The 25397-nt window shown below is 59.8% G+C and carries 22 protein-coding genes; 8 read left to right on the top strand and 14 right to left on the bottom strand.

Annotation, left to right across the window (positions count from 1 at the left end; all coding sequences use genetic code 11):
• Nucleotides 1–3: 3 nt before the first annotated feature.
• Together NR126_RS16800 and NR126_RS16795 are read right to left on the bottom strand one after the other, a co-directional pair.
• On the bottom strand, nucleotides 4–1767 hold the full coding sequence (locus NR126_RS16800) for a hypothetical protein (RefSeq protein WP_027617947.1): 1764 nt from the start codon (nucleotides 1765–1767) through the stop codon (nucleotides 4–6).
• A gap of 162 nt (nucleotides 1768–1929) precedes the next feature.
• Entirely contained in the window at nucleotides 1930–2310 is a 381-nt protein-coding gene (locus NR126_RS16795) for a hypothetical protein (RefSeq protein ID WP_256350830.1), read from the bottom strand.
• A gap of 472 nt (nucleotides 2311–2782) precedes the next feature.
• Here NR126_RS16795 and tal point away from each other — a divergent pair, with 472 nt between their 5' ends.
• The gene (gene tal, locus NR126_RS16790) at nucleotides 2783–3709 is read left to right on the top strand and encodes a transaldolase (RefSeq protein ID WP_256830664.1); all 927 of its coding nucleotides are present in this window, start codon (nucleotides 2783–2785) and stop codon (nucleotides 3707–3709) included.
• An 83-nt stretch (nucleotides 3710–3792) separates the two neighbouring features.
• Here the strand turns inward: tal and rssC are convergent, their stop codons facing one another.
• The 3 genes from rssC to NR126_RS16775 all read right to left on the bottom strand — a co-directional run bounded on the left by rssC (nucleotide 3793) and on the right by NR126_RS16775 (nucleotide 6459).
• Nucleotides 3793–4275 carry an anti-sigma factor antagonist RssC gene (gene rssC / locus NR126_RS16785; protein ID WP_256830662.1) on the bottom strand — a complete coding sequence of 161 codons (483 nt, stop codon included), beginning with the start codon at nucleotides 4273–4275 and terminating at the stop codon, nucleotides 3793–3795.
• A complete protein-coding gene (gene rssB / locus NR126_RS16780; protein ID WP_105754534.1) occupies nucleotides 4272–5456 on the bottom strand; it encodes a two-component system response regulator RssB in 1185 nt (394 codons plus the stop codon). The genes rssC and rssB overlap by 4 nt, the downstream gene beginning before the upstream one ends.
• A gap of 313 nt (nucleotides 5457–5769) precedes the next feature.
• The gene (locus NR126_RS16775) at nucleotides 5770–6459 is read right to left on the bottom strand and encodes a VacJ family lipoprotein (RefSeq protein WP_027617952.1); all 690 of its coding nucleotides are present in this window, start codon (nucleotides 6457–6459) and stop codon (nucleotides 5770–5772) included.
• 191 nt (nucleotides 6460–6650) lie between these two features.
• Here NR126_RS16775 and NR126_RS16770 point away from each other — a divergent pair, with 191 nt between their 5' ends.
• Together NR126_RS16770 and NR126_RS16765 are read left to right on the top strand one after the other, a co-directional pair.
• A complete protein-coding gene (locus tag NR126_RS16770; RefSeq protein WP_027617953.1) occupies nucleotides 6651–7271 on the top strand; it encodes a hypothetical protein in 621 nt (206 codons plus the stop codon).
• A gap of 121 nt (nucleotides 7272–7392) precedes the next feature.
• Complete coding sequence (locus NR126_RS16765; protein WP_027617954.1) at nucleotides 7393–7656, top strand: DUF4404 family protein; 264 nt, start codon at nucleotides 7393–7395, stop codon at nucleotides 7654–7656.
• 146 nt (nucleotides 7657–7802) lie between these two features.
• On the opposite strand, the gene queF is transcribed toward NR126_RS16765, so the two are convergent.
• Together queF and NR126_RS16755 are read right to left on the bottom strand one after the other, a co-directional pair.
• Nucleotides 7803–8633 (bottom strand): NADPH-dependent 7-cyano-7-deazaguanine reductase QueF, encoded by an 831-nt coding sequence (gene queF, locus NR126_RS16760; protein ID WP_027617955.1) that lies wholly within the window; start codon nucleotides 8631–8633, stop codon nucleotides 7803–7805.
• Nucleotides 8634–8694: 61 nt separating this feature from the next.
• Nucleotides 8695–9240 carry a plastocyanin/azurin family copper-binding protein gene (locus NR126_RS16755; RefSeq protein WP_105754533.1) on the bottom strand — a complete coding sequence of 182 codons (546 nt, stop codon included), beginning with the start codon at nucleotides 9238–9240 and terminating at the stop codon, nucleotides 8695–8697.
• Between the two features lie 155 nt (nucleotides 9241–9395).
• Here NR126_RS16755 and NR126_RS16750 point away from each other — a divergent pair, with 155 nt between their 5' ends.
• Together NR126_RS16750 and NR126_RS16745 are read left to right on the top strand one after the other, a co-directional pair.
• Nucleotides 9396–10076, top strand: a complete 681-nt coding sequence (locus NR126_RS16750) for a heavy metal response regulator transcription factor (protein WP_027617957.1) — start codon at nucleotides 9396–9398, stop codon at nucleotides 10074–10076.
• Nucleotides 10076–11449: a heavy metal sensor histidine kinase gene (locus NR126_RS16745; protein ID WP_256830660.1), complete on the top strand. Its 1374-nt coding sequence runs from the start codon at nucleotides 10076–10078 to the stop codon at nucleotides 11447–11449. Before NR126_RS16750 ends, NR126_RS16745 begins: the two co-directional genes overlap by 1 nt.
• An 89-nt stretch (nucleotides 11450–11538) precedes the next feature.
• On the opposite strand, the gene NR126_RS16740 is transcribed toward NR126_RS16745, so the two are convergent.
• The 3 genes from NR126_RS16740 to NR126_RS16730 all read right to left on the bottom strand — a co-directional run bounded on the left by NR126_RS16740 (nucleotide 11539) and on the right by NR126_RS16730 (nucleotide 14790).
• On the bottom strand, nucleotides 11539–12783 hold the full coding sequence (locus NR126_RS16740) for a lipoprotein-releasing ABC transporter permease subunit (RefSeq protein WP_027617959.1): 1245 nt from the start codon (nucleotides 12781–12783) through the stop codon (nucleotides 11539–11541).
• Nucleotides 12784–12848: 65 nt separating this feature from the next.
• The gene (gene lolD, locus NR126_RS16735) at nucleotides 12849–13532 is read right to left on the bottom strand and encodes a lipoprotein-releasing ABC transporter ATP-binding protein LolD (RefSeq protein ID WP_177327229.1); all 684 of its coding nucleotides are present in this window, start codon (nucleotides 13530–13532) and stop codon (nucleotides 12849–12851) included.
• A gap of 7 nt (nucleotides 13533–13539) precedes the next feature.
• The gene (locus NR126_RS16730) at nucleotides 13540–14790 is read right to left on the bottom strand and encodes a lipoprotein-releasing ABC transporter permease subunit (protein ID WP_027617961.1); all 1251 of its coding nucleotides are present in this window, start codon (nucleotides 14788–14790) and stop codon (nucleotides 13540–13542) included.
• Between the two features lie 94 nt (nucleotides 14791–14884).
• Here NR126_RS16730 and NR126_RS16725 point away from each other — a divergent pair, with 94 nt between their 5' ends.
• Nucleotides 14885–15466, top strand: coding sequence for a PilZ domain-containing protein (locus NR126_RS16725; protein ID WP_105754530.1), 582 nt, complete (start codon nucleotides 14885–14887; stop codon nucleotides 15464–15466).
• A 13-nt stretch (nucleotides 15467–15479) separates the two neighbouring features.
• Nucleotides 15480–16202, top strand: a complete 723-nt coding sequence (locus tag NR126_RS16720; RefSeq protein WP_027617963.1) for a glycerophosphodiester phosphodiesterase — start codon at nucleotides 15480–15482, stop codon at nucleotides 16200–16202.
• Between the two features lie 42 nt (nucleotides 16203–16244).
• Here the strand turns inward: NR126_RS16720 and sthA are convergent, their stop codons facing one another.
• The 4 genes from sthA to NR126_RS16700 all read right to left on the bottom strand — a co-directional run bounded on the left by sthA (nucleotide 16245) and on the right by NR126_RS16700 (nucleotide 21594).
• Nucleotides 16245–17639, bottom strand: coding sequence for a Si-specific NAD(P)(+) transhydrogenase (gene sthA, locus NR126_RS16715; protein ID WP_027617964.1), 1395 nt, complete (start codon nucleotides 17637–17639; stop codon nucleotides 16245–16247).
• Between the two features lie 198 nt (nucleotides 17640–17837).
• Nucleotides 17838–18821: an FAD:protein FMN transferase gene (locus NR126_RS16710; RefSeq protein ID WP_256830675.1), complete on the bottom strand. Its 984-nt coding sequence runs from the start codon at nucleotides 18819–18821 to the stop codon at nucleotides 17838–17840.
• 41 nt (nucleotides 18822–18862) lie between these two features.
• Nucleotides 18863–20011 carry a class C beta-lactamase gene (gene ampC, locus NR126_RS16705; RefSeq protein WP_256830658.1) on the bottom strand — a complete coding sequence of 383 codons (1149 nt, stop codon included), beginning with the start codon at nucleotides 20009–20011 and terminating at the stop codon, nucleotides 18863–18865.
• Nucleotides 20012–20130: 119 nt separating this feature from the next.
• A complete protein-coding gene (locus NR126_RS16700) occupies nucleotides 20131–21594 on the bottom strand; it encodes a glyceraldehyde-3-phosphate dehydrogenase (RefSeq protein ID WP_105754528.1) in 1464 nt (487 codons plus the stop codon).
• A gap of 352 nt (nucleotides 21595–21946) precedes the next feature.
• On the opposite strand from NR126_RS16700, the gene mfd reads away from it, so the two are divergent.
• A complete protein-coding gene (gene mfd, locus NR126_RS16695; RefSeq protein ID WP_027617968.1) occupies nucleotides 21947–25396 on the top strand; it encodes a transcription-repair coupling factor in 3450 nt (1149 codons plus the stop codon).
• The last annotated feature ends 1 nt before the right edge of the window (nucleotide 25397 follow it).

Here is a 25397-nt window from a genome sequence, read left to right as displayed (position 1 = left end):
CGTTTAAACACAGACCGGATTGAACTGCTCATGATCGAAAGTTTGCCCAGAGAGTCGGGTGAAAGCGCACTTATAGTGAATGATTTTCGAGCCTTCAGCGGTTACCGCATCATAATCAGCGCGGCCACGTATTTTTATCCCCACGCAATAGATCGTTGCACCTTGTGCTGATTGGACGTGGCGAGGAACGGATATTTTCAACGAATCTTCGAGTAAACAGCCAACGTTATAGGAGACGGTGTTGATATTCACATCCTCCAGATTCGGACCTTCATTGCGCGCGTAATGCCCATTAATACGCAAAATCTTGCCTCCATCGTGAAGGGACGAGCCCTGGTTGTTGCCCTCCCCCGTGGCCCCATTGTCACGACCGACGCAATCAATCTCTACGTGCCATCCGCAGTTCTGCAATATTGCATTCCATTGGTGATAATTGAATCCATCGCGCTTGGATTTGAATGCAGTACAGCGCAGGAACAGGGTGTTTCCACCTTCCGATCGGAAGCTCCCTCCTCCGGACACTCCAAAACTTTCGCTATAGCCAAAAGCACAATCAACAGCGACCCATAGAGGGGTCATGTTCTCCGCTGTGGCGCGCGTGAGGACATTCTGCACACCCAAAAAATTCAAACCCTCGGTATAGAGTTTGTAAGGCCCAGTCACCCGAAACGTTGAGTCTTGAAAAATCCGGATGTCCACGTCGGGCGCACGACCATCAACCGTCATCAGGTAGACTTTCCCATCCAGAAAGCAGGCCGAACCTGGCGTCTGTGCAACGGCCTCCGCGCTGGCCAGCACTGCGTATTGCATAAAGTCGCCATTTCGATCCTTGTATTTGGAATCCCAGGCGAAACGCCCGTTCGCCGTGTTGCTTACCGAGGTGGAATAGAGGCCCGGGTGAGTCGGTTCAGCCGCCCAGGACAGGTTGAACGAGCAGCCGAAAATATTCGCCGCACCGCCACCCAGCACGCTGATTGAAATATTCCGGGGAAGAACAAACTCACCCACGGCGTTACCGATACGCGGATAGTCACCCGGTTGGAGGACAACTTCGACCACATCCGGCTTTGCCAATGCGGCCTGCAGGCTATTCACCGCAGTTGCAAAAGTCAGTCCGTCGTTGCTGGATGCCCCGCCCGTATGCCGAACGTAATAGCGTTTACCCACAGGCTTGATCGCCCGTGCATCATAGTCAGTCGCGCCTGAGCCATCCGCATTCATATAGACGGCATGGGGCCAGAATGAAGTGATGGACGAAGGCAATGTCAGCCGTCCAAAAGCATCGACGTCATAAACCCGAAAGTAGCCGTTAGTCAGTCTGGTTTTATTACCAATGAAATTGACGTTCGATGCGCCCACCAATGTACCGACGGTATAAGTCGTGTTGTCGGCCAGACGAACCCATTTGATGCCGTTCGCCATGGCGTAGGCAATAACGGCGTTAATGGCGACGGTATTGTCGCCGACACCGGTCGCACCAAAATCACGGGCATCGAGAATATCACTCAGTTTTTGCTCAAGATTACGCGACTTGAACCCCACCAGCGCCGCGCCCTTGTTCGGTTCGATAGCATCCTGCAAATTAATCGCCAACTGTGCACCGGTGTCTGTTGTGGGTACCAACACCGCCGGATTGCCCGTCGCATCGAAGCCCATGACCATGTTAGCCCTGGACAACGCATCCGGTAGTTCATTCAATACTTCTCCAACAGGTGCCCGGACGGTTTGGAGGATATCAATTGTCGTGTTGATCTCATGCGCAGACATCACAAATTGCTCCATTTCTTACATGTATTTGAAACAGCACGCTAGCAATCTGAGGCTATCAACCAAACATGACTAAAGCCCGACAATTAATCTCGCTTTTACAGACCGAACATAACAGTGCGCCCTCACTCGAGGCCTGAGCGATAATCTTTTTCTCTGCACCTAAGTATGAGGCGAATTATTCAAAAAGCACTTCAAGCGCTTTTCCACGACAGCCACCGAGTAACTGGCTATATGCAACGCCACGCCGTCCTCGACCAGCGCGTTCAATAATGCGTTCTGCGCCTCAAAGCGCAGATCACGATTTTGCTTGCGGGTGACGTGCATTTGATCGATCAGTATGTCTGTCACCAGATAAGGGTCACTGCGTCTCAACCGACTCAACCAGACAGGCAGTCTCCTGGACGACTGGCCGAGACCCATTATCCCTGAAGTCACCGGCGAGGACGGTTCTTTGGAAACCAGGACAATCTCTTCAAATAGGTCGGTCAACTTCCTTAAAACATAATCCAGCATCAACTTGTCAAAGGCTTCCACACACATCCACCTCTTCCTTCAGGTCGTGAGGCCATTGTCGGCGAAACACACTTTCCAGCCTGACCATACGCCTAATTACATGACCCTGCCGGACGCATTCTAACAAGCGCTTCACGGCTATTGAGTTCAACTTCAACGGTACACTTTCAAGAGGGTCGACATTTATTAACGGCGACATTCAGCATTAGATATTTACCCCATTGCGGCGCGACTCTATACTTGCGCACACCCAGAACAGGCCAGGTGTTTTTCCCGTTACTTGAGGGTGGGTGTTAATTCAACGGCATCCCTGATCGGTTCGCTCAAATCCGTTATGAGGTCAACCGTCTACCAGGTTGAACCTGTGCGCCCGCCTGGCATCAAAAGAGTCACACCGTTTCCAGGGGTATGCCGCTATTGCGTGGCCTGCCCCTCCATACCCTTGAGTGGCCGTCGACGCTCGGGTAATGTCATCAGACCCACAGGACAGAGCACGCCCATGACTTCCAAGCTGGAACAACTTAAACGATTCACCACCGTGGTCGCTGATACCGGCGACTTCGAAGCCATCGCCCGCGTCAAACCGGTGGACGCAACCACCAACCCTTCGCTGCTGCTAAAGGCCGCCGCGATCTCTGGCTACGCTGAACTGTTGAATAACAGTGTCAAGGACTGCAAGGGTGATGTCGGCTTGGCCAGCGACCGTTTTGCCGTCGCGGTGGGTCAGGAAATCCTCAAAGTGATTCCGGGGCGCATTTCCACTGAAGTGGATGCGCGCCTGTCGTTCGACACCGAGGCGATGCTCAAGCGCGGCCATCGCCTGATCGACCTGTACGAGCAGGCCGGCATTGGCCGTGACCGTGTATTGATCAAGATCGCGTCCACCTGGGAAGGCATCCGCGCCGCCGAGCAACTGGAACGCGAAGGCATCCAGACCAACCTGACCCTGCTGTTCTCCTTTGCCCAAGCGGTGGCCTGCGCCGAAGCCGGGGTGTTCCTGATTTCGCCGTTCGTGGGACGCATCTACGACTGGTACAAGAAATCCACCGGCAACGAATACACCGGTGCCGACGATCCCGGCGTGCAATCGGTATCGCGTATCTACAACTACTACAAGGCCAACGACTACAAAACCGTGGTCATGGGTGCGAGCTTCCGCAATCTCAACCAGATCGAGCAACTGGCTGGCTGCGATCGCCTGACCATTAGCCCGGACCTGATCGAGAAGCTGGCGGAGGACACCGGCGCGCTCGAGCGTAAACTGGCTCCTGGCCATGCTGGCGAAGCACGCCAGAGCCTCAACGAAGCCCAGTTCCGTTGGGCCTCCAACGAAGACGCCATGGCCACCGAGAAGCTGGCTGAAGGCATTCGCCAGTTCGCCCGCGACCAGGAGAAACTGGAGGCGCTGCTGCAGGCCAAGCTGTAAGGCCAGACAAGCGCAACAAAAAAGGCGAACCTGATGTGGTTCGCCTTTTTTATGCGGGATAGGTTGTGATGAGCGTCGCGGGCTCAGTGCCTCTCCAATGCATTCACCAAATCATGAAACGCCTCACGATTGGACTCATTCAAGCCCATCAGGATTTTGTGCGCTTCCAGCACCTTGACCCGCACCACTTCTTCGGACTGGTCCTGATCTGGCAAGTCGTCCAGACATTCAGGGCACGGTACAGGCTGGTCAACAATGTTGAACACCTGCTCGAAGCCCATGGACTCCAACAACCGGGTGATGTCTTCATGGGTGGTGACGACCGTCGGCAGCAGGCCGACTTTTTGCCGCGACAGGATCGACAGCTTGGCCAACAGGCCCAGCGTGGTGCTGTCAATGCTGCGGGTTTCAGTCAGGTCAATCACGATCGCGTTGAAGTTCACCGCAGTGAAGATCCGTTCTATCGTTGCATCCAGCGCCGAACACAGGGTCAGGCGCACTTCACCGACGAACTTCAGGACAAAGGTGCCGTCCTGCTCGGCGAACTGGATTCTACCGGTACTCATTGAAGATTCCTGCTCAACACTAACAGGGCGATATCATCCGGCATCTCCCCTAGCGTGGCCAATCCAAAAACCTGCCGCAGACCATCCAGGCTGCCGCCCGCCGACTTGACCCGCTGGGGCAAGGCAGCTTCTTTCTCTTTGAGTGTAGGCTCTGGCAAAAGGTCCAGAATGCCGTCGGACATCAGCGTCAGGCTGAACACCGGCGGCAGCTTGATAACGTGATCCTCGTAGGTGGCCTCATTGAACAGGCCCACCGGAAGTCCGCGTCCTTCGAGATAACCAACACTCTCTGGCGTATACAACACAGGCAACGGCAGGTGGCCACCGATGCTATAGGTCAACAAGCCTGTCTCCTCGTCGATGACTCCACCGACCATCGTGACATGTTTGCCCAGCTTACAGCTGATCAGGCCCCGGTTGATATGCCCGAGCACCTCTGATGGGGTAAATTCTGGCAACGTGCCATTACGCTTGGACTCGAACAGCAAGCGTGTGGTCATGAACTTGAGCAGTACCGTGACGAACGCCGATGATGCGCCATGCCCGGAAACGTCCGCCAGATAGAATGCGACCCGACGCTCGTCGACCCGGAAGTAATCGACAAAATCACCGGAGAGGTACAGCGACGGAATGATCTGGTGCGCGAAGGTGAAGTCGTCGATGGTCCAGGGGCTGACCGGCAGCATGTTCATCTGCACCTGGCGCCCGGCGTTCTGGTCTTCCTGCAGCAGGTTGAGGCTGGCTTCGAGCTCGCGGTTGGCGGTTTCGAGCTTGGTCCGGTAACGCTGGTTTTCCAGCAGCAGCCGCGCGCGATCCAGGGCCCGGCGTACCGAATGTTCAAGGACGGCCAAATCTTCCAGCGGCTTGATCAGGTAGTCCGCAGCACCCAGGCGCAGCGCTTCAACCGCGTCGTTCATGACGCCAGCACCGGACACCACGATCACCGGTGTCTGCGGTGAAAGATCGGTGACCTGACGAATGAGCTCGAGGCCGCCCATCTGCGGCATGCGCAGATCGCAGATCACCAGGTCAGGATGGCGTTGCTCGAATACCTCTAGACCTTGCAAGCCATTGCCGGCCTGCAGGACGCTGAACCCACTGTCTTCCAAATAGGCCGCGAGACTCGCGCGCACTACTTCGTCGTCATCGATTAACAGCAGCGTGGCACTGGTTTTCTGCATGTGGGCAAACGGCGCCAGAATTAGGTTGGCGTAGCTGGCGGGGCAATCGGCCCGGCACACACTACTGGATTCGCTTTCTAGCCTCTCTAATGCACTGCTTTCGAGCATTCGCCCTACACGCCTGTTCATCAGAGGTGCCCTTCTAAGGCGCAGACGGTACTCCCATCCGCGAGGCGTTTCAAGCTCACACCGATGGTCATCACCGGCAGTTATAAGAAGGACAAATTTCGCGACAAAAAGGAAGGGTCGAACGCTCGCTTCAAAAGCACGGAAGGCGGCCCGCTGGCCGCCTTCCTTTCACCTTGGCAGTGACTTAGAAATCGTCTTCTACCTGGCCGTCCTTGACCTTGAATTCGCGGTTCTGCAGGTAGGCATTACGGATGAAGACGTACTTGTCGCCATTGATCAGCTTCTCGGCCGACAGCAGGCTGGCACGGGTGTCGATCACCTCCATGCCGAGCATCATGTTGCGCGCCGGAACGTCGTGCATGTAGCGGTAGGGTTCGGCGTAGGAATCGACGTAGCGCGACGGTGCATCACGCAGCGTGCTCGGACCGAAGAACGGCAGCATCACGTAAGGACCGCTGGGCATACCCCAGTAGCCGAGGGTCTGGCCGAAATCTTCGTCATTGCGCTGCAGGCCCATTTTGGTGCCGACGTCGAAGAAGCCTGCCAGGCCGAGGGTGGTGTTCATCAGCAAGCGGGCGGTGTCGATACCAGCGGCACGCGGCTTGGCCTGCAGGATGTCGTTGGCCAGGTTGCCGACGTCACCGATGTTGCGGAACATGTTGTGGATGCCGTCTTCGAGAAATTGCGGCGTGACGAACTGGTAACCCTGGGCCAGCGGCTTGAGGGCGTAGGTATCGAGCACGTCGTTGAATTTGTAGATGGGGCGGTTAATGCTTTCCCAAGGGTCTTCTTCGGTGGCAGCCTGAGTGGCGAACGGGACCAATAGAACACCCGCAAACAGACTTAGTCGAGCCAGGCAATTGCTCCAGCGCATAGAGAAAACTCCTTGGATTGTACTGACGCGAGTGCAGACCCACGCGATTAAGCTGACGAGTATAAGTCGTAAGCCGACTTTCTGGGAATTACCCTACAGGGATCAGGTGTTTGCCTGATGCATGTCAGTTGCCTGTCATCTAACCGTCACGGGAGCCACCTATGCTCCGTGGTTATTTCAGGGACGTTGAAATGCCCCAGGTCCAGACGCACTCCCAGCCCCTGCCGCAACCGACTGCCGTGCTCTTTGGCCTGAGCGGCTGCCTCGTCGACTTCGGCGCCCAGAGCCGCCACCAGCGCCTCGATAGCGCCCAGCACGGGCTGCTGACGCCGGGCGCCGAGCACGCCCTGCTCTCGCTGCAGCGTCAAGGCATCCCCTGCGCGTGGCTGGATGACTTGTCATTGACCCACAGCCAGTCGCTGGCCGGTGCATTGCCGGACTGGATTGGCGCCACCCCACGCTCGCCGAACGCCGGCCAATGGCCCGCTCCTGATGCCTGCTGGCAATCATTGATGAGCCTCAATATCGATCGTCTCGACGGCTGCGTGCTGGTCAGCGGCGAACCACTGCTGCTGCAATCGGCTCTCAACGCCGGTCTGTGGACCATTGGCCTGGCGTCCTGCGGCTCACTCTGCGGACTCGCGCCCGCACAATGGCAGGCGCTCAGCCAGCAGGAGCGCGAACTCAAGCGCGGCAAGGCCACCCTGCAATTGTTCAGCCTCGGCGTTCATTCAGTGATCGACCACCTGGGCGAACTCGATACCTGCCTGTCCGACATTGGGCTGCGTCGACGCAAGGGCGAGAAGCCCTGAAAGGCTCCTTTGATCAAGATCATGCACGTTGCTCGCCGGTGGATTAATCTAAAGGTCAGAGATAGACCTTTGGATCAACGCTGCGGTCTATGCCAGTGCCTATCGAGAAAAGGAAAAAACCATGCCTGCCCGCGAACTGCAAACACAGCTCGAAACCCTGCGCGCACAACTGGAGCAGAATCCGCCGCTTACGCTTGAGCAGCGCGAAGGGCTGCAGCAGTTGATGGAGGAGATTGAAGCGCAGATTAGATTGGAAGCTGCCACCCAGGACACCAGCCTCGTCGACAACGTCAACCTCGCCGTGGATCGCTTCGAGCTGGAACACCCTGCGGTGGCCGCCACCTTGCGCAATATCGTCCAGACATTGGGCAATATTGGGATTTAATCCAAAAACAGGGGCTGTTCTTGCTTATGTGGGAGCGAGCCTGCTCGCGAAGGACTTGAGGACGCCGCGGACATTCAGGATGCCCGCGTCATCGTTAAAGACTTTTCGCGAGCAGGCTCGCTCCTACAAGGTTCCGTATCAGCAAACTATTGACGCACCAACCGTAGATTCGGCAACTGCAGCGCTTCAGTGCTGCGGTAGGGGTTGATGTCCAGGCCGCCACGGCGCACATAGCGCGCATAAACCGTCAACTTTTCCGGTTTCAGCAAACGCTGCAGGTCGAGGAAGATCCGCTCGACACATTGCTCATGGAAGTCCGAATGCTGGCGAAAGCTCACCAGGTAGGCCAACAGGCTGGCGTGATCGAGCGCCGCGCCGCGATACTCCACCGCAACACTGCCCCAGTCCGGCTGGCTGGTAACCGGACAGTTGGATTTGAGCAGATGGCTGTGCAGGCTTTCTTCGACGATGCGCGAATCGTCACATCGCAGCAGTTCCGGGCGCGGTTGCTCGTAGTCGCTGACGCTGATATCCAGATCATCAATGCACACACCCGGCAAGGCCACCACACCTTCGGCCTGCACCTCGGCGAGGCTGCGGATGCGCACACCGACCGGCTTGCCGGCGGCAGCGGAAAGATCCTTGACCAGGGTTGCTTGCAGGGTTTGCGTATCGGCAAAAGGCGTCTGGTTCAGCGAATTCAGGTACAGCTTGAACGACTTGGACTCGATGATATTCGGCGAGTCGGCGGGAATGCTGAACTCGCCAATCGCCACCACCGGCTTGCCCGACGGCAACAGCCAGGAAAGCTCGAAGCAGTTCCAGAAATCCACGCCCTGGTACGGCAGAGTCTCGGCCGTCAGCCCCAATTCCGCCCATTTTGCGGTGCGCGGAATCGGGAACAACAAGGACGGTGTGTAGGTGGCGATGTATTCGCTGGATTTGCCCAGCGGCGAGTGTTCGGCTGCGGGATGCATGACGGAAACCTGACTGAAGAATCAGCCGATTCTATCAGCCTTTGCCCGCCGCTTTGAGTGCTTACTGACTGACCGTCAGTTTTCCCACCATCCCGGACTGGTAATGCCCGGGAATGTTGCAGGCAAATTCCAACTGACTGGCCTGCTTGAAGGTCCAGGTCAACTCACCGGTCTTGCCTGGCTCCACCAGCACACTGTTCGGGTCGTCGTGCTTCATTGCGCCGTGATCCATGCCAGCCATCGAGCCATGGCCCATGGCGGCATGATCCATGGGCGCGGCTTTCAGGGCTGTCGGCGTGAGCGCACCGGATTCTTGCATCTTGAGCATTTCCACCTGGTGTGCGGCGTGCATCGCCGTGTCGCCCAGGTTGAACTCGTGGAGCAATTGGCCTTTATTGATCAGCACAAAGCGAATGGTTTCGCCGGCCTTGATCTGCAGCGCCTTTGGATTGAAAGACATATCGCCCATGACGATTTCTACCGTTCTTGTCGCCTTGGCCGCCGGTGCCGGCGCGCCGAATGCGTAGCTCTGGGCTGGCGAAGCCAACACCGGGAAGCTCAACGCCAACAGGCAGCCCGCGAGGATCAATCGATTGCGCAAAAACATGGTCATACTCCAACAAGAAGAGGTTCAGCCTGTGGGAAACTCTAGGGCCGTGGCGCTGCCAGTTGGCTGACGCGCAGATTACAACTTTGTCAGGTTGCACGGCAGGCACGCTCTGCGCGCTATAAAGCAACCGCCCCCTCCCCCCAGAGCCGCCCATGAAACTGCTGATCGTCGAAGACCAACCGAAAACCGGCCACTATTTGCGCCAGGGCCTGAGCGAGGCCGGGTTCAATGTCGAACTGGTGGCGGACGGCAACACTGGCCAGCTCCTGGCCCTGACCGGCGATTATGCGCTGCTGATCCTCGATGTGATGCTACCCGGGCGCGACGGTTGGCAGATTCTGCAAGCGGTGCGCAATGCCGGACTGGAGATCCCGGTGCTGTTCCTGACGGCGCGGGACGCAGTCGAAGATCGTGTACATGGCCTGGAGTTGGGAGCCGACGACTATCTGGTCAAACCCTTTGCCTTCTCAGAGCTGCTGGCCCGGGTCCGCAGCCTGTTGCGCCGTGGCAGCGTAACGCCACAGGAAACCAGCCTGCACCTGGCGGACCTGCGCCTGGACCTGATTCGCCGCCGGGTCGAACGCAACGGCCAGCGCATCGACCTCACCGCCAAGGAGTTCGCCCTGCTGGAGCTACTCCTGCGCCGCCAGGGTGAAGTGCTACCCAAGTCGCTGATCGCTTCGCAGGTTTGGGACATGAATTTCGACAGCGACACCAACGTCATCGAAGTGGCTATCCGCCGCTTGCGCCTGAAGATCGACGACGATTTCCCCGACAAGCTGATTCACACCGTGCGCGGCATGGGCTATGTGCTCGAAGAGCGCCAAGCCTGATGCGCCGCCTGTCCCTCGGTAGCCGCCTGGCCCTGCTGTTTGCTGCCTGCACCGCAGTGGTCTCGCTGATCGCCGGATTGCTGTTCAGTCGCGCCAGCGAAAGCCACTTCCTGGAGCTTGACCAGCAATTGCTCGACAGCAAACTGGTTGCCCTGCGCAGCGCCCTGCAGGGTGCCGAAGATCCCACGTTGTTCGCCGAACGTAGCGCAATCCTGCGTGATGAAATGAATCATCAGACTGATCTGGCTTTGCGGGTGCGTGGCCATGACGGCAGCCTGTGGTTCGACAGTGCCAGTAAGCTAAGCGCCGACTTGCCGACATCGCCGGGGTTGCACAGCCTGCAAAGCGCGGACATCGCCTATCGGGTGTACAGCGCGCCGCTGGATCCTGAGCGCAACGACTCCCCACAACTGACCCTGCTGCTGGACATCACTCACCACCAGCACTTTCTGCAGCGTATGCAGCATTTGATCTGGCTGACGGTAGGTTTGTCGGCGCTAGCCACCGCGCTGCTCGGTGCCTGGGCGGCGCGCAGCGGCTTGCGACCGTTACGACGCATGAGTGAGGTGGCCGGCGGCGTATCCGCCAGCTCCCTGACCCAACGCTTGCCCGAAGGTCAAATGCCCGCCGAACTGGCGGAATTAGCCCACGCCTTCAATGCCATGCTCGCGCGACTGGATGACTCTTTTCAGCGCCTGTCAGCGTTTTCCGCCGACATTGCCCATGAGCTGCGCACCCCCCTGTCCAACCTGCTGACCCACACCCAGGTCACCCTGACCCGCCCGCGAAACCTGGAAGATTACCGCGAGGCATTGCACAGCAACCTCGAGGAACTGCAGTGGATGGCGCAACTGGTCAACGACATGCTGTACCTGGCCAAGGCCGATCACGGCTTGTTGACGCCCCATCGTGAGCCGCTGCAGTTGAGCGAGGAAGCCGATCTTTTACTGGAGTTCTACGCGCCGTTGGCCGAGGAAGCGCAGATCAGCGTGAACCGTGAAGGCGCTGCACCCATCAGCGGCGATCGCAGCATGCTGCGGCGCGCCCTCTCCAACCTGCTGGACAATGCCCTGCGCTTTACCCCGCCTCTGGGGCAGGTGCAGGTGCGAATCGTCGATCGGCCGAGATCCGTGCAACTGAGCATCGCCAATACAGGAAACGAGATTCCCGAGGCGCTATTGCCGCGTCTGTTTGATCGTTTCTATCGCGCCGACCCGGCACGTCGTGAGGGCAGTAGCGAACATGCGGGCCTGGGTCTGGCGATTACCCAATCGATCATTCGCGCCCATGGCGGGACCATTGCCTGCGAGTCGGGCAATGGCTGGACGCGGTTTGTCATGGAGTTGCCGAAGGGGAGTCGAGGCCAGCCGTGAGGGCCTCATCGCTGGCAGCCAGCTCCCACAGGTTTTGTGTTCGCCACAAAACCTGTGAGCGAGTCTGCTCGCGATAGCGGTTTCCGCGCTTACGAATACCGCAACGCCGTCGCGGGCTCGGTCTTCGCCGCGCGCCAGGCTGGATACAGGGTGGCGAGGAAGCTCAGGATAAAGCCCGCCGAGCAGATCAGCAGAACGTCGCCGCCTTGCAGCTCCGAAGGCAAATTGCTGACGAAATACACATCGGAACTGAAGATGTGCTGCCCACTGACCCGCTCCAGCCACCCCACCAGCTCGCTGACATTGAGCGCCGCGATCACCCCGAGGACGCCGCCGATCAAGGTGCCGACGATGCCGATCACCGTGCCCTGGACCATGAAGATCGCCATGATCTGCCGCGGCGTTGCGCCGATGGTGCGCAGGATCGCGATATCGGCGCCCTTCTCGTTCACCACCATGATCAGCGTTGCGATGATGTTGAATGCCGCCACCGCAACGATCATCAGCAGCAACAGGCCGATCATGGTTTTTTCCATCTTCATCGCGCTGAACAGGCTGCCTTGGGTGTGGGTCCAGTCATCCGCCTTGAAGCCGGCGCCCAGGCTCGCGGCAATCGCCGACGAAACCTGCGGTGCGGCATACAGGTCCTTCACCGCCAGGCGTACGCTTTGCACCTGGTTCGGTTCCCAGCGCTGCATCTGCGCGGCGTCGGCCACATGAATCAGAGCCATCGAGCCATCCAGCTCGGCACCGACCTTGAACACGCCGACCACATTCAAGCGCTGCATGCGTGGCGTGATACCGCCGGGTGCAGTGCTGACCTCAGGCACGATCAGGGTCAGCTTGTCGCCGACATTCAGACGAAAACGCCGCGCGGTGATTTCCCCAACCACCACCCCGAACTCGCCGGGTTTGAGGTCATCCAGGCTGCCCTGGACGATATGCCGGGCAACGATCGACACCTTGCCCTCCTGCGCCGGATCAACTCCGCTGATCTGGATCGGCTGCATCGCGCCCTTGTACGAGAGCATGCCTTCCATCTCGGTGAACGGTACGGCGGCGGTGACTTCGGGATTTTTCAAGGCCGCAGCCGCTACCGGCGCCCAATCGTCGATCGGCTTGACGCCAACGATGGTCGCGTGCGGCACCATGCCGAGGATGCGCGAGCTCATTTCGCGCTGGAAGCCGTTCATCACCGACAGCACCACGATCATCGCCAGCACGCCCAGGGCGAGGCCGATCATCGAGGTCATCGAGATAAACGAAACGAAGCGATTGCGGCGCTTGGCGCGGGTATAGCGCATGCCGATAAAGATCGATAACGGTCTGAACATTCGCTGGCTACCGTAAAAAAATAAATGACCCGGCGAGCCCTCAAGGCGCGCCGGGCTGCAAGCCGTCAGATGGGCGTCAGGCAACCGTCCTGCAGGTGCAGGACATGATCCATCTGGCGGGCCAGGTTCATGTCATGGGTCACCACCAGGAACGCCGTGCGCATCGAGGTGCTGAGTTCCAGCATCAAGTCCTGAATGCCTTGCGCGGTGTGGGAGTCGAGGTTGCCGGTGGGCTCGTCAAGCATTACCAGGCCCGGCTTGTTGACCAGCGCCCGGGCAATGGCAACGCGCTGACGCTCGCCACCGGACAGCTCCGACGGCTTGTGCTCCAGGCGATGAGCCAGCCCTACCCGTTCCAGCAAGGCGGTCGCACGCTGGCGCGCCTCGGAAATCGAGGTATTGCCGATCAACAACGGCATACAGACGTTTTCCAGCGCAGTGAACTCGGGCAGCAAGTGGTGGAACTGATAGACGAAACCTAGTGCTCGGTTACGCAGCAGGCCACGTTTCTTTTCGTTCAGCGCCGACAGCTCTTCACCGGCCAGCCAGACGCTGCCCTGGGTCGGCGTATCGAGTCCGCCCAGCAGGTTGAGCAAGGTGCTCTTGCCCGAACCCGAGGTGCCGACAATCGCTACCCGCTCACCCGGATGCAGCTCCAGTTGCAGTCCGGACAACACCACCACCGACTCCGGGCCTTCCTCGTAGGATTTGCCCAGGTTGCGGCAGCTCAAGATTGCTTTTTCGCTCATGCCCAACTCACTCATAACGTAGCGCCTCCGCCGGCTGGGTGCGCGCGGCACGCCAGGCTGGATACAGGGTGGCGAGGAAACTCAGGACCAACGCCGCGCCGCAGACCATCACCACGTCCTGGGCCTGCAGTTGCGAAGGCAGGTAATCGATGAAGTACACGTCGGCGTTGAGAAACTTGTGCCCGATCAGGCTTTCGAGGGCGGAAATCGCCGCGCTGACATTGAGCGCGGCCAACATCCCGACCACCGCGCCAATCGCCGTACCGACCACACCGATCACCGTGCCCTGGACCATGAAGATCGCCATGATGGTGCCCGGCGTGGCGCCGAGGGTGCGCAGGATCGCGATGTCGCCTTTCTTGTCATTCACCACCATCACCAGGGTCGAGATGATGTTGAACGCCGCTACTGCGACAATCAGCAGCAACAGCAGGCCGATCATGGCTTTTTCCATGCGGATGGCCTGGTACAGGTTGCCGTGGGTGCGTGTCCAGTCGCGGGCGTAGTAGCGATCGTCGCCCAACTGCTGGGCGATGCTCCAGGCCACGCGCGGCGCCTGGAACAGGTCGTCGAACTTCAGGCGCAGGCCCTGGATCTGGTCCGGCTTCCAGCGATGCAGGCGCGACAGGTCCTGCTGGTTGGTCACGCCCAGGTAGCCGTCGATCTCGCCGGCACCTACATGGAAAATGCCGACCACGGTAAAGCGCTTCATGCGCGGGAACATCCCGGCCGGGGTCACGGTGACTTCCGGGGCGACAAAGGTGACTTTGTCACCCACGCCAACGCCGAGCTTGGCCGCGGCCTTGTCACCGATGACGATGCCGAAACTACCGGGCGCCAGGGCGTCAAGCTGACCCTGTTGCATAAAGTGATCGATGATCGAGACTTGCCGTTCCAACGCCGGGTCAATACCGTTGAGCAACACCTTGGACACCTGGCCATTGTTGGTCAGCAAGCCCTGCATCTGGGTAAAAGGCGCAACGGCCAGCACCTGCGGGTTTTGCTTGACCTTGGCGGCGAGGCTCGGCCAGTCACTGATGGGATCGCCAGACTCGATGGTGGCGTGAGGCACCATGCCCAGCACGCGGGTGCGCATCTCATGATCGAAGCCATTCATCACTGATAGCACCACGATCATTACCACCACGCCGAGGGCGAGGCCGATCATCGAAGTCAGGGAAATGAACGACACAAAATGATTGCGACGCTTTGCACGGGTGTAACGCGTGCCGATAAATACGAAGAGAGGTCTGAACATGTCGGGGCTTGTTCGGAGGGAAAAGGAACGTCCTTGTGGCGGGGGGCGATATCCAGCTTTACACTCAGACCACCGCCGCTACCATGGGTTCGCCATGTCGACATTAGATGAAGAAGATCGCCGCGAATACTACCGTATCGAGGACACGATCGCACTGGAAATTCAGCCCCTGTCGGGCGCCCAGGCCACCGGCGAGGAAGTGTTGCAGGATGCTTCCCCACTGTTCAATCTGCTCAGCGAATTGCACCTGAGCGAGTTCGAATCACAGCACTTGCTGCGTCAGATCAGCGAGCGCGACAGGAACACCGCCGCCTACCTCAAGGTCCTCAATAAACGCATCGACCTGCTGGGCCAGGTGGTGGCGCTGACCGTGCTCGGGCAGATCGGCGAGCCGCAACCGGTGATCATTTCCGAGGGGGGTATCGACTTCCAGCATCCAACACCGTTTACCACCGGCAGCCATCTGGCAATCAAACTGGTGCTCATGCCCCAGGCGCTCGGCCTGTTGCTGCGCGCGCGCGTCACCCATTGCGACGCCAAGGGCGCCGGCTTTGACGTGGGCACCGAGTTTATCCAGCCCAGCGATGCCCAACGCCAATTGCTGGCACGTTATATTCTGCAACGACAGGCGCAAGAACGCCGCCTGGCACGCGAACAGTCCGAATCCGGCATTTAATTAAGGAAGAACCGTGACCCTCATCTACGGCCACCGCGGCGCCAAAGGCGAAGCACCGGAAAACACCCTGACCAGCTTCCAGCAATGCCTCAAGCACGGCGTGCGCCGCTGCGAGCTGGACCTGCACTTGTCCATGGACAACGAGCTGATGGTCATCCACGACTCGACACTCAAGCGCACCACCGATCGCCGCGGCAAAGTGGTGGAACATTCGGCGAACGATCTGGTGACCTACGACGCGCGCAAAGGTGGCCCGGGCTGGATGACTCCCTGCCCGATCCCGCGCCTGGAAGAACTGTTCGAGCAGTGCGATTTCGATCACTGGCAACTGGAAGTCAAAAGCGCCTCACGGACCCGCGCCGCAACCACCGTACTGGCGATTCGCGAAATGGCTCAGCGTCATGGCGTGCGCGATAAGGTCACCATCACCTCGAGCTCGCGGGAAGTGCTCAAGGCAGCACTCGACCTGGTGCCGGACGTGTCACGCGGATTGGTTGCCGAATACGCCTGGCTCGACCCGTTGAAGGTTGCGCAAAGCTATGGCTGCGAGTTTCTTGCGCTGAACTGGACCCTGTGCACGCCGGAACGCCTGGAGAAGGCGCAGCGCCAGGGGCTGCATGTGTCGGTGTGGACCGTCAACGAACCCGCGCTGATGCGCAGGCTCGCTGATTTCGGCGTTGACAGCCTGATTACAGACTTTCCCGGTTTGGCCACTGCCACGCTCGAGAATTGCTGAAATCGGTCTCCCCGGCCGGCTCAGGCCACCGGCCGGAGCCGCTCAAAAAAGCCGGTTGAGGCCATCGTATGCAGCTACCCGGTAGGCTTCAGCCATGGTCGGGTAGTTGAACGTGGTGTTGACGAAGTACTTCAGGGTATTGAGCTCACCAGGCTGGTTCATGATCGCCTGGCCGATGTGCACGATTTCCGACGCCTGATAGCCGAAGCAGTGCACGCCCAGCACTTCCAGGGTCTCGCGGTGGAACAGGATCTTCAGCATGCCCTGCGGCTCGCCGGCAATCTGCGCCCGCGCCATGCTCTTGAAGAACGCCTTGCCCACTTCGTACGGCACCTTGGCCTGGGTCAGCTCCTGCTCGTTCTTGCCGATCGAGCTGATCTCGGGAATGGTGTAGATCCCCGTCGGCACGTCGTTGACGAAACGCCAGCTGCCATTATCGACAATGCTGCCCGCCGCCGAACGGCCCTGGTCGTGGGCCGCACTGGCCAGGCTTGGCCAGCCAATCACGTCGCCAGCGCCGTAGATGTTCTGGATACCGGTGCGGTAGTTCTCGTCGACCTCGATCTGGCCACGGCTGTTGACCTTGACGCCGATGTTTTCCAGGCCCAACTGATCAGTGTTGCCGGTACGCCCGTTGCACCAGAGCAAGGCGTCGGCCTTGATCTTCTTGCCGGACTTGAGGTGCAGGATCACCCCGTTGTCGACGCCTTCGACGCGGTCATACTCTTCGTTGTGACGCACGGTGATGTTGTTGTTGCTGAAGTGGTAACTCAGGGCCTGGGAGATTTCCGAGTCGAGGAAGCTCAGCAACTGACCACGGTTATCCACCAACTCCACCAGTACACCCAGGCCGCTGAAAATCGACGCGTATTCGCAACCAATGACTCCGGCGCCGTAAACGATCAGTTTGCGCGGGGTGTGGCCGAGGCTGAGGATGGTGTCGCTATCGTAGATACGCGGGTGGTGGAAATCGATGTCCGCCGGGCGATACGGACGCGAGCCCGTGGCGATGATGATGTGCTTGGCCACCAGTTTCTCGACCACGCCATTGGCGCATACCACTTCGATGGTCTGCTCGTCGGCGAAGCTGCCGGTGCCGATGAATACATCGACGCGGTTGCGGGCGTAGTAGCCGGTGCGCGAGGCGACCTGCTTGGAGATGACTTTTTCCGCACTCTTGAGCACGTCCGGGAACGAGAACCAGCGCGGCTCACCAATGGCCCGGAACATCGGGTTGGTGTTGAACTGCATGATCTGCCGGACCGAATGACGCAACGCCTTGGACGGGATGGTGCCCAGGTGAGTGCAGTTGCCGCCGACCTGGCGACGACTATCGACCATCGCCACCTTGCGTCCTGCCTTGGCGGCATTCATTGCCGCGCCTTCTCCCGCCGGGCCGGAACCCAGCACCACCACGTCGTAGTTGTAGACAGCCATGCGTACTCCTCAGAACAGGCCGCGGCACCCGGTTGGCACCTGCGGCTAAATCATGCCGGCAAGGCGACATGAAGGAACAATTTGGGGTCAATCTGAAACCCGGGAACAGTCTATAGAAGCGTCAACGCCGCGCACATTAACCCTTGGTCGCGTCGTAGGCTAGTTTTGCCTGCACTACAACGCCAACTTGCCGAGCATTCATTGGCCCGTACCCGCTTCAAGGCGATCGAAAGCCTGACTGGTTCGTGTGACGAAGCCAGTGTTGCTGCGCAGCACAAAAAAAGCCGCGATCTGATGTTGCTCGGCGTAGGCCAGGCCGCGTTCCGGGCCGAGGATCAGCAACAGGGTGGACAAGCCGTCAGCCATCAACGCCGAACGATCAATCACCGCCACCGACGCCAGTTGATGCCGCACCGGCGCACCGGTGCGGGCATCGAAGGTGTGGGAATAACGCTGGCCGTCCTGCTCGAAATAGTTACGGTAGTCGCCTGAAGTGGATACACCATAGCCGTTCAGTTCGATCACCCGCTCCAGCACCTGGCGATCGTCGCGGGGCTCCTCCAGGGCAATCTTCCAGGCACTGCCGTCGAGTTTCCTGCCCACGGCCTTGAGCTCGCCAGTGACTTCGACCAGAAAGCTGTTGATGCCCTGCGCCTGCAGCATCGCGGTTATTCGGTCAACCGTGTAGCCAGCGGCAATGCTGTCGAAGTCGACTTCCACCGCAGCGTCCTTGCACAGCTGGTCGCCTTCGATGCGCAAATGCCCATAGCCGACCCGCTGCCGGGCCGAGGCCAAGGCCTGCGCGCTGGGCACCTGTTCGTCCCGGGCCTGTGGACCAAAGCCCCAAAGGTTCATCAGCGGACCTACCGTCAGATCGTAGGCACCTCCGCTCTGCTGCGACAGCTGCTCGCCGACACTGACCAGTTCCAGAACCGGCGCGGGCATCGCCTGACAGCTATCGGCCGGCGAACGATTGAAACGCTCGATGTCGGAGTCGCCACGATAAGTGGACATTTGCCGATCCACCTCATCCAGAATAGCCTCGACCTGCCGGCGCACTTCCACCGGGCCTGCCACCGTCGGCCTACGAACATATTGGATCGAATAGCTGCTGCCCATGGTCGGACCGCCAAAGCTTTCCTGAGAGTCGCCGCTGCCACAGCTGGTCAGGCCAACTATCATCAGCCCGCAGCAAAGCCCATGCAGCCATTTCATCGACAGCATTAATGCGCAAGCTCACTCAGGATCAGGTGCGCCAACTGCACGCGCGGTTCGTTGGGATAGCTCTTGTTGGCCAGAATCACGATGCCGATTTTCTTCTCCGGCACAAAGGCCACATAGGCCGAGAAGCCGCCGGTCGATCCAGTCTTGTTGACCCAGACCGCCTGCCGCGGTGGCCGTGGTGGATTCAGGGCTGTCACCGGATGGCTGCCCAGGATCATTGCGCTGGAGTTACCGTCGAGCAACGTTTGCAGCGGCGCCGGATAGTCGTACTGCTCCCAGATCAGATCCTGAGTCATCGCGCCCACCTGGTAATAACCGGTACGGGTCTGTTGCAGCGCCTGGGCCAGTTTGGCCTCGACCTTGACCACTCCCAGATTGGCCTCGACGAAGTGGATCATATCGGCGGAACCGGTTTTCACCCCATACGCCTCATCGGCCAGTACCCCGGGATTCAGACGCACAGGCGCGTCCTGCTTGTTATAGCCCTGGGCGTACTGCGCCATCTTGCTCGCCGGCACCTGGACAAAACTGTTGCGCATGCCCAGCGCGGGAAACAGTTGCTGCTCCAGCGCCGAGGCGAACGGCACGCCAAGGCTGGCGGCGGTGATCATGCCCAGGGCGCCGATGCTCGGGTTGGCGTAGGTGCGCTGGGTGCCGGCGGCATAGGACGGCTGCCAGACCTTGAAATAGTCCATCAGTTGACGGTTGTCCTGGACTTCATCCGGCACCTGCAGCGGGAAGCCGCCCGCGGTGTGGGTGCCCAGATTGATCAGATTGACCCTATCGAACGCACTCCCGGCGAGCTCCGGCAGGTATTTGCCGGGATGATCGGTGAGCGACAGCTTGCCTTCAACTTCGGCGTAGGCCGCGAGGGTGGCGGTGAAGGTCTTGCTGATGGAGCCAATTTCGAACAGCGTCTCGTCCGTGACCTTTTGCTGCGTCTGCTTCGAGGCCACGCCATAGCTATAGAAAGTACGATGGCCATCGACCGTCACCGCAATGGCCAGGCCAGGAATGCTGTACTGCTGCATGAGTTCCCGGGCAGCGTTGTGCACCTTGCTCTCCATCGAGCTCTGATCGGCGCTGGCCACGGCCGCTGTGCAGGTTAATGCGAGCAACGCGGTACAGCAGTGTTGGATCAAGCGCATGCCAGTCGTCCTTAGATGTTCAGGTTGCACGAAAAGCGCTCCAACTTATCACTCCACTGCCCGACCACAAACAAAAACGCCCCGAGCATGTCGGGGCGTTTTTTAACTGCGGCTAAGACTTAGCGCGGGAATGCAGGCGGGTTGACCCCGGCCATGTCTTCCATCACGCGAACGACCTGGCAGCTGTAGCCGAACTCGTTGTCGTACCAGACGTACAGTACAACGCGGTTGTCCTGGGTGATGGTCGCTTCCGCGTCCACTACGCCTGCGTGGCGCGAGCCAACGAAGTCGGTGGAAACCACTTCCTGGGAGCTGACGTAGTCGATCTGCTTGTGCAGGTCCGAGTGCATGGCCATCTGGCGCAGGTACTCGTTGATTTCGTCACGGGTGGTGGCTTTCTCAAGGTTCAGGTTGAGGATGGCCATCGACACGTTTGGCGTTGGAACGCGAATCGCGTTACCGGTCAGCTTGCCCTTGAGCACTGGCAGCGCCTTGGCGGCTGCAGTGGCGGCACCGGTCTCGGTGATCACCATGTTCAGTGGCGCGGCACGGCCACGACGGCTGCCCTTGTGGAAGTTGTCGATCAGGTTCTGGTCGTTGGTGAACGAGTGAACGGTTTCGACGTGGCCGTTGACGATGCCGTACTTGTCGTCGACTGCCTTGAGCACCGGCACGATGGCGTTGGTGGTGCAGGACGCTGCCGAGATGATCTTGTCATCGGCAGTGATGTCGCCGTGGTTGATGCCGTGCACGATGTTCTTCAGCGCGCCCTTGCCAGGTGCGGTGAGGATCACGCGGGCAGCGCCCGGGCAAGCCAGGTGCTGGCCCAGGCCGTCGGCGTCACGCCATACGCCGGTGTTGTCGACGATCAGAGCGTTCTCGATGCCGTACTGGGTGTAGTCGACTTCGGCCGGGCTCTTGGCGTAGATAACCTGGATCAGGTTGCCGTTGGCGGTGATGGTGTTGTTGGCTTCGTCGATGGTGATGGTGCCATCGAACGGACCGTGTACCGAGTCGCGGCGCAGCAGGCTCGCGCGCTTGACCAGGTCGTTTTCGGCGCCCTTGCGGACAACGATGGCGCGCAGGCGCAGGCCGTCGCCACCACCGGTTTTTTCGATCAGGATGCGCGCCAGCAGACGGCCGATACGACCGAAGCCGTAGAGGACAACGTCAGTGCCTTTGCGAGCGGAAGCGTTCTGCTGGCCAACCACATCGGCCAGTTCTTCACGGACGAACTGTTCGGCAGTGCGGCCTTCGCCTTGGGCTTTGAACTTGCTCGCCAGCTTGCCCAGGTCGACCGAAGCGGCGCCGAGCTTGAGTTCGCTCATCGCCTTGATCAGCGGGAACGTTTCGTGGACGGACAATTCGGTCTCGTCGGACTGACGGTGACGAGCAAAGCGGTGGGCTTTGAGAATCGCGATGACTGAACGGTTGATCAGGCTGCGGCCATAGATCGAGCTCACCACGTTGTTATTGCGGTAGAGCTGGCCGATCAGCGGAATCATCGCTTCTGCGAGTGCTTCACGGTCGATCCATTCACCAAGACACTGGTCGGGCTTCTGAGTCACGGGAACCTTCCACATGTAGGGGCTGAAAAAAGGGGCTACATTATGCCGCCGTGTCCCTCCCGTAGCAATGCGCGCTTGTCGTGCAAGCGGTAACAATTTTCCTGTACGAAAAAAACGACCCCGCTGAAGCCCAGTAAAACCGGGGCTTTCAGCACACCCCCAAATTCACGGACAGCGCTGTCTTGTCTGTAACCCTCCGTAACACTCACCCGTTTCGGCACTACATAACCGCTAAAATTCCGCGGTTTTTTGTCATTACCACTACATTTCACCCAACCTGCGCATTAGACACAGTCAGCAACTGACAGGCGGCACCCGGGACCGCTACAATTACCGACTTTGTCGCAACGCTGGAGCTCAACCTTCCGTGTCTGTCCTGCGTCTACCGCTTCTCCCTGCCGCGGCAGGTAAACAGCACTGGGGCAATCTGCCCGGTGCCGCCCTGAGCCTGGCCATTGCCGAGGCCGCCAGCGCTGCCAAGCGCTTCACCCTGCTCCTGACCGCCGACAGCCAGAGTGCCGAAAGGCTGGAGCAGGAGCTGGGGTTCTTCGCCCCCGATTTGCCGGTGCTGCATTTCCCCGACTGGGAAACCCTGCCCTACGATCTGTTTTCGCCGCACCAGGACATCATTTCCCAGCGTATTGCCAGCCTGTATCGCTTGCCGGAACTGAGTCACGGCGTGCTAGTGGTGCCGATCACCACAGCCCTGCATCGCCTGGCGCCGACCAAATTCCTGCTCGGCAGCAGCCTGGTGCTGGACATCGGCCAGAAACTCGACGTCGAGCAAATGCGCACGCGCCTGGAAGCCACCGGCTATCGCTACGTCGATACCGTCTATGAGCATGGCGAATTCACCGTGCGCGGCTCGCTAATCGATCTGTTCCCGATGGGCAGCAAGCTGCCGTATCGGATTGACCTGTTCGACGACGAAATCGAAACCCTGCGCACCTTCGACCCGGAGAACCAGCGTTCGATCGACAAGGTCGACTCGGTCAAGCTGTTGCCGGCCAAGGAATTCCCGCTGCAGAAAGAGGCTGTCACCCGTTTCAAGGCGCGCTTTCGCGAGCGCTTCGACGTCGACTTCCGCCGCTGCCCGATTTTCCAGGACCTGAGCAGCGGGATTACCCCGGCCGGTATCGAGTACTACCTGCCGCTGTTCTTTGAAGAAACCTCGACCCTGTTCGACTACCTGCCCCAGGACACACAAGTGTTCTCCCTGCCGGGCATCGAGCAAGCCGCGGAAAATTTCTGGAATGACGTGCGCAACCGTTACGAAGAGCGCCGCGTCGACCCTTCGCGCCCTTTATTGCCACCGGCGGAACTGTTCCTGCCGGTCGAGGACTGCTTCGCCCGCCTGAAAAACTGGCCACGGGTGGTCGCCAGCCAGCAGGACGTGGATACCGGAGCCGGCCGCGAACGCTTCCCGGCGCAGCCGCTGCCGGATCTGGCGATCGAAGCCAAGGCCACCCAGCCGCTGCAGGCCCTGGCCAACTTCCTCGACGAGTTTTCCGGCCGCGTGCTGTTCACCGCCGAATCGGCCGGCCGCCGCGAAGTGTTGCTGGAGCTGCTGGAGCGCCTGAAGCTGCGGCCGAAAACCGTCGACAGCTGGCCGGACTTCGTTGCCGGCAAAGAGCGCCTGGCCATCACCATCGCCCCGCTAGACGAGGGTCTGCTGTTGAACGACCCTGCCCTGGCGCTGGTGGCGGAGAGCCCGCTGTTCGGCCAACGGGTCATGCAGCGCCGGCGTCGCGAGAAGCGTGCCGACGCCAACAACGACGCAGTGATCAAGAACCTGACCGAGCTGCGTGAAGGCGCGCCGGTGGTGCATATCGATCACGGCGTAGGCCGTTACCTCGGCCTTGCCACCCTGGAGATCGAAGACCAGGCCGCCGAATTCCTCACCCTCGAATACGCCGAGGGCGCCAAGCTCTATGTGCCGGTGGCCAACCTGCACCTGATCGCCCGTTACACCGGCAGTGATGACGCCCTCGCTCCGCTGCACCGACTCGGCTCCGAAACCTGGCAGAAAGCCAAACGCAAGGCCGCCGAACAGGTGCGCGACGTGGCCGCCGAGCTGCTCGACATTTACGCTCGAAGGGCTGCCCGCGAAGGTTATGCCTTTGCCGACCCGAAAGCCGACTACGCGACCTTCAGCGCCGGCTTCCCGTTCGAGGAAACCCCGGACCAGCAAACCACCATCGAGGCGGTGCGCGCCGACATGCTCGCGCCCAAGCCGATGGACCGGCTGGTCTGTGGCGACGTTGGCTTCGGCAAGACCGAAGTGGCCATGCGCGCCGCCTTCATTGCCGTGCACGGCGGTCGCCAAGTGGCGATCCTGGTGCCGACTACCCTGCTCGCCCAACAGCACTACAACAGCTTCCGCGACCGCTTCGCCGATTGGCCAGTGACGGTGGAAGTGATGAGCCGCTTCAAGTCGGCCAAGGAAGTCAACGCGGCGGTGGCCGACCTGGCGGAAGGCAAGATCGACATCGTGATCGGCACCCACAAATTGCTGTCCGACGACGTCAAGATCAAGAACCTCGGCCTGGTGATCATCGACGAAGAACACCGCTTCGGTGTGCGTCAGAAAGAACAGCTCAAGGCCCTGCGCAGCGAAGTCGATATCCTCACCCTGACTGCCACGCCAATTCCACGCACGTTGAACATGGCCGTGTCGGGCATGCGCGACCTGTCGATCATCGCCACGCCCCCGGCGCGACGCCTGTCGGTGCGCACCTTCGTCATGGAGCAGAACAAAAGCACGGTCAAAGAAGCCTTGCTCCGTGAGCTGCTGCGCGGCGGCCAGGTCTACTACCTGCACAACGATGTGAAAACCATCGAGAAATGCGCCGCCGACCTCGCCGAACTGGTGCCGGAAGCGCGGATCGGTATCGGTCACGGACAGATGCGCGAGCGCGAACTCGAACAGGTGATGAGCGACTTCTATCACAAGCGCTTCAACGTGCTGATCGCCTCGACCATCATCGAGACCGGGATCGACGTGCCGAGCGCCAACACCATCATCATCGAGCGCGCCGACAAGTTCGGCCTGGCGCAGTTGCACCAGTTGCGCGGACGTGTCGGTCGCAGCCACCACCAAGCCTACGCCTACCTGCTGACGCCACCGCGCCAGCAAATTACCGGTGATGCCGAAAAGCGCCTGGAAGCCATTGCCAATACCCAGGACCTCGGCGCCGGCTTCGTGCTGGCCACCAACGACCTGGAGATCCGTGGCGCCGGCGAATTACTCGGCGACGGTCAAAGCGGGCAGATCCAGGCAGTGGGTTTCACCCTCTACATGGAAATGCTCGAGCGTGCGGTGAAGTCGATCCGCAAGGGCGAACAGCCGAACCTCGAGCAGCCGTTGGGCGGCGGTCCGGAAGTCAACCTGCGGGTGCCTGCACTGATCCCCGAGGACTACCTGCCGGACGTTCATGCACGGCTGATCCTCTACAAACGCATCGCCTCGGCTACCGACGAGGACGGCCTCAAGGACCTGCAAGTGGAGATGATCGACCGCTTCGGCCTGCTGCCGGAACCGACCAAGAACCTGATCCGCATCACGGCACTGAAGCTGCAGGCCGAGCAACTGGGGATCAAGAAGGTCGACGGTGGCCCCCAGGGCGGGCGCATCGAGTTCGGCGCGCAGACGCCGGTCGATCCGCTGGTGCTGATCAAACTGATCCAGAGCCAGCCCAAACGCTACAAATTCGAAGGCGCCACGATGTTCAAATTCCTGGTGCCAATGGAGCGCCCGGAAGAGCGCTTTAATACTGTAGAGGCGCTGTTTGAGCGCCTCATCCCGAAAACTGCTTGAA

The organism is Pseudomonas sp. Pse1, from assembly GCF_024519635.1.
In the GTDB taxonomy this organism is placed as follows: Bacteria; Pseudomonadota; Gammaproteobacteria; order Pseudomonadales; family Pseudomonadaceae; genus Aquipseudomonas.
The sequence above is the reverse complement of the archived record's forward strand: the minus strand, read 5'-3'. Positions and strand labels throughout refer to the sequence as shown.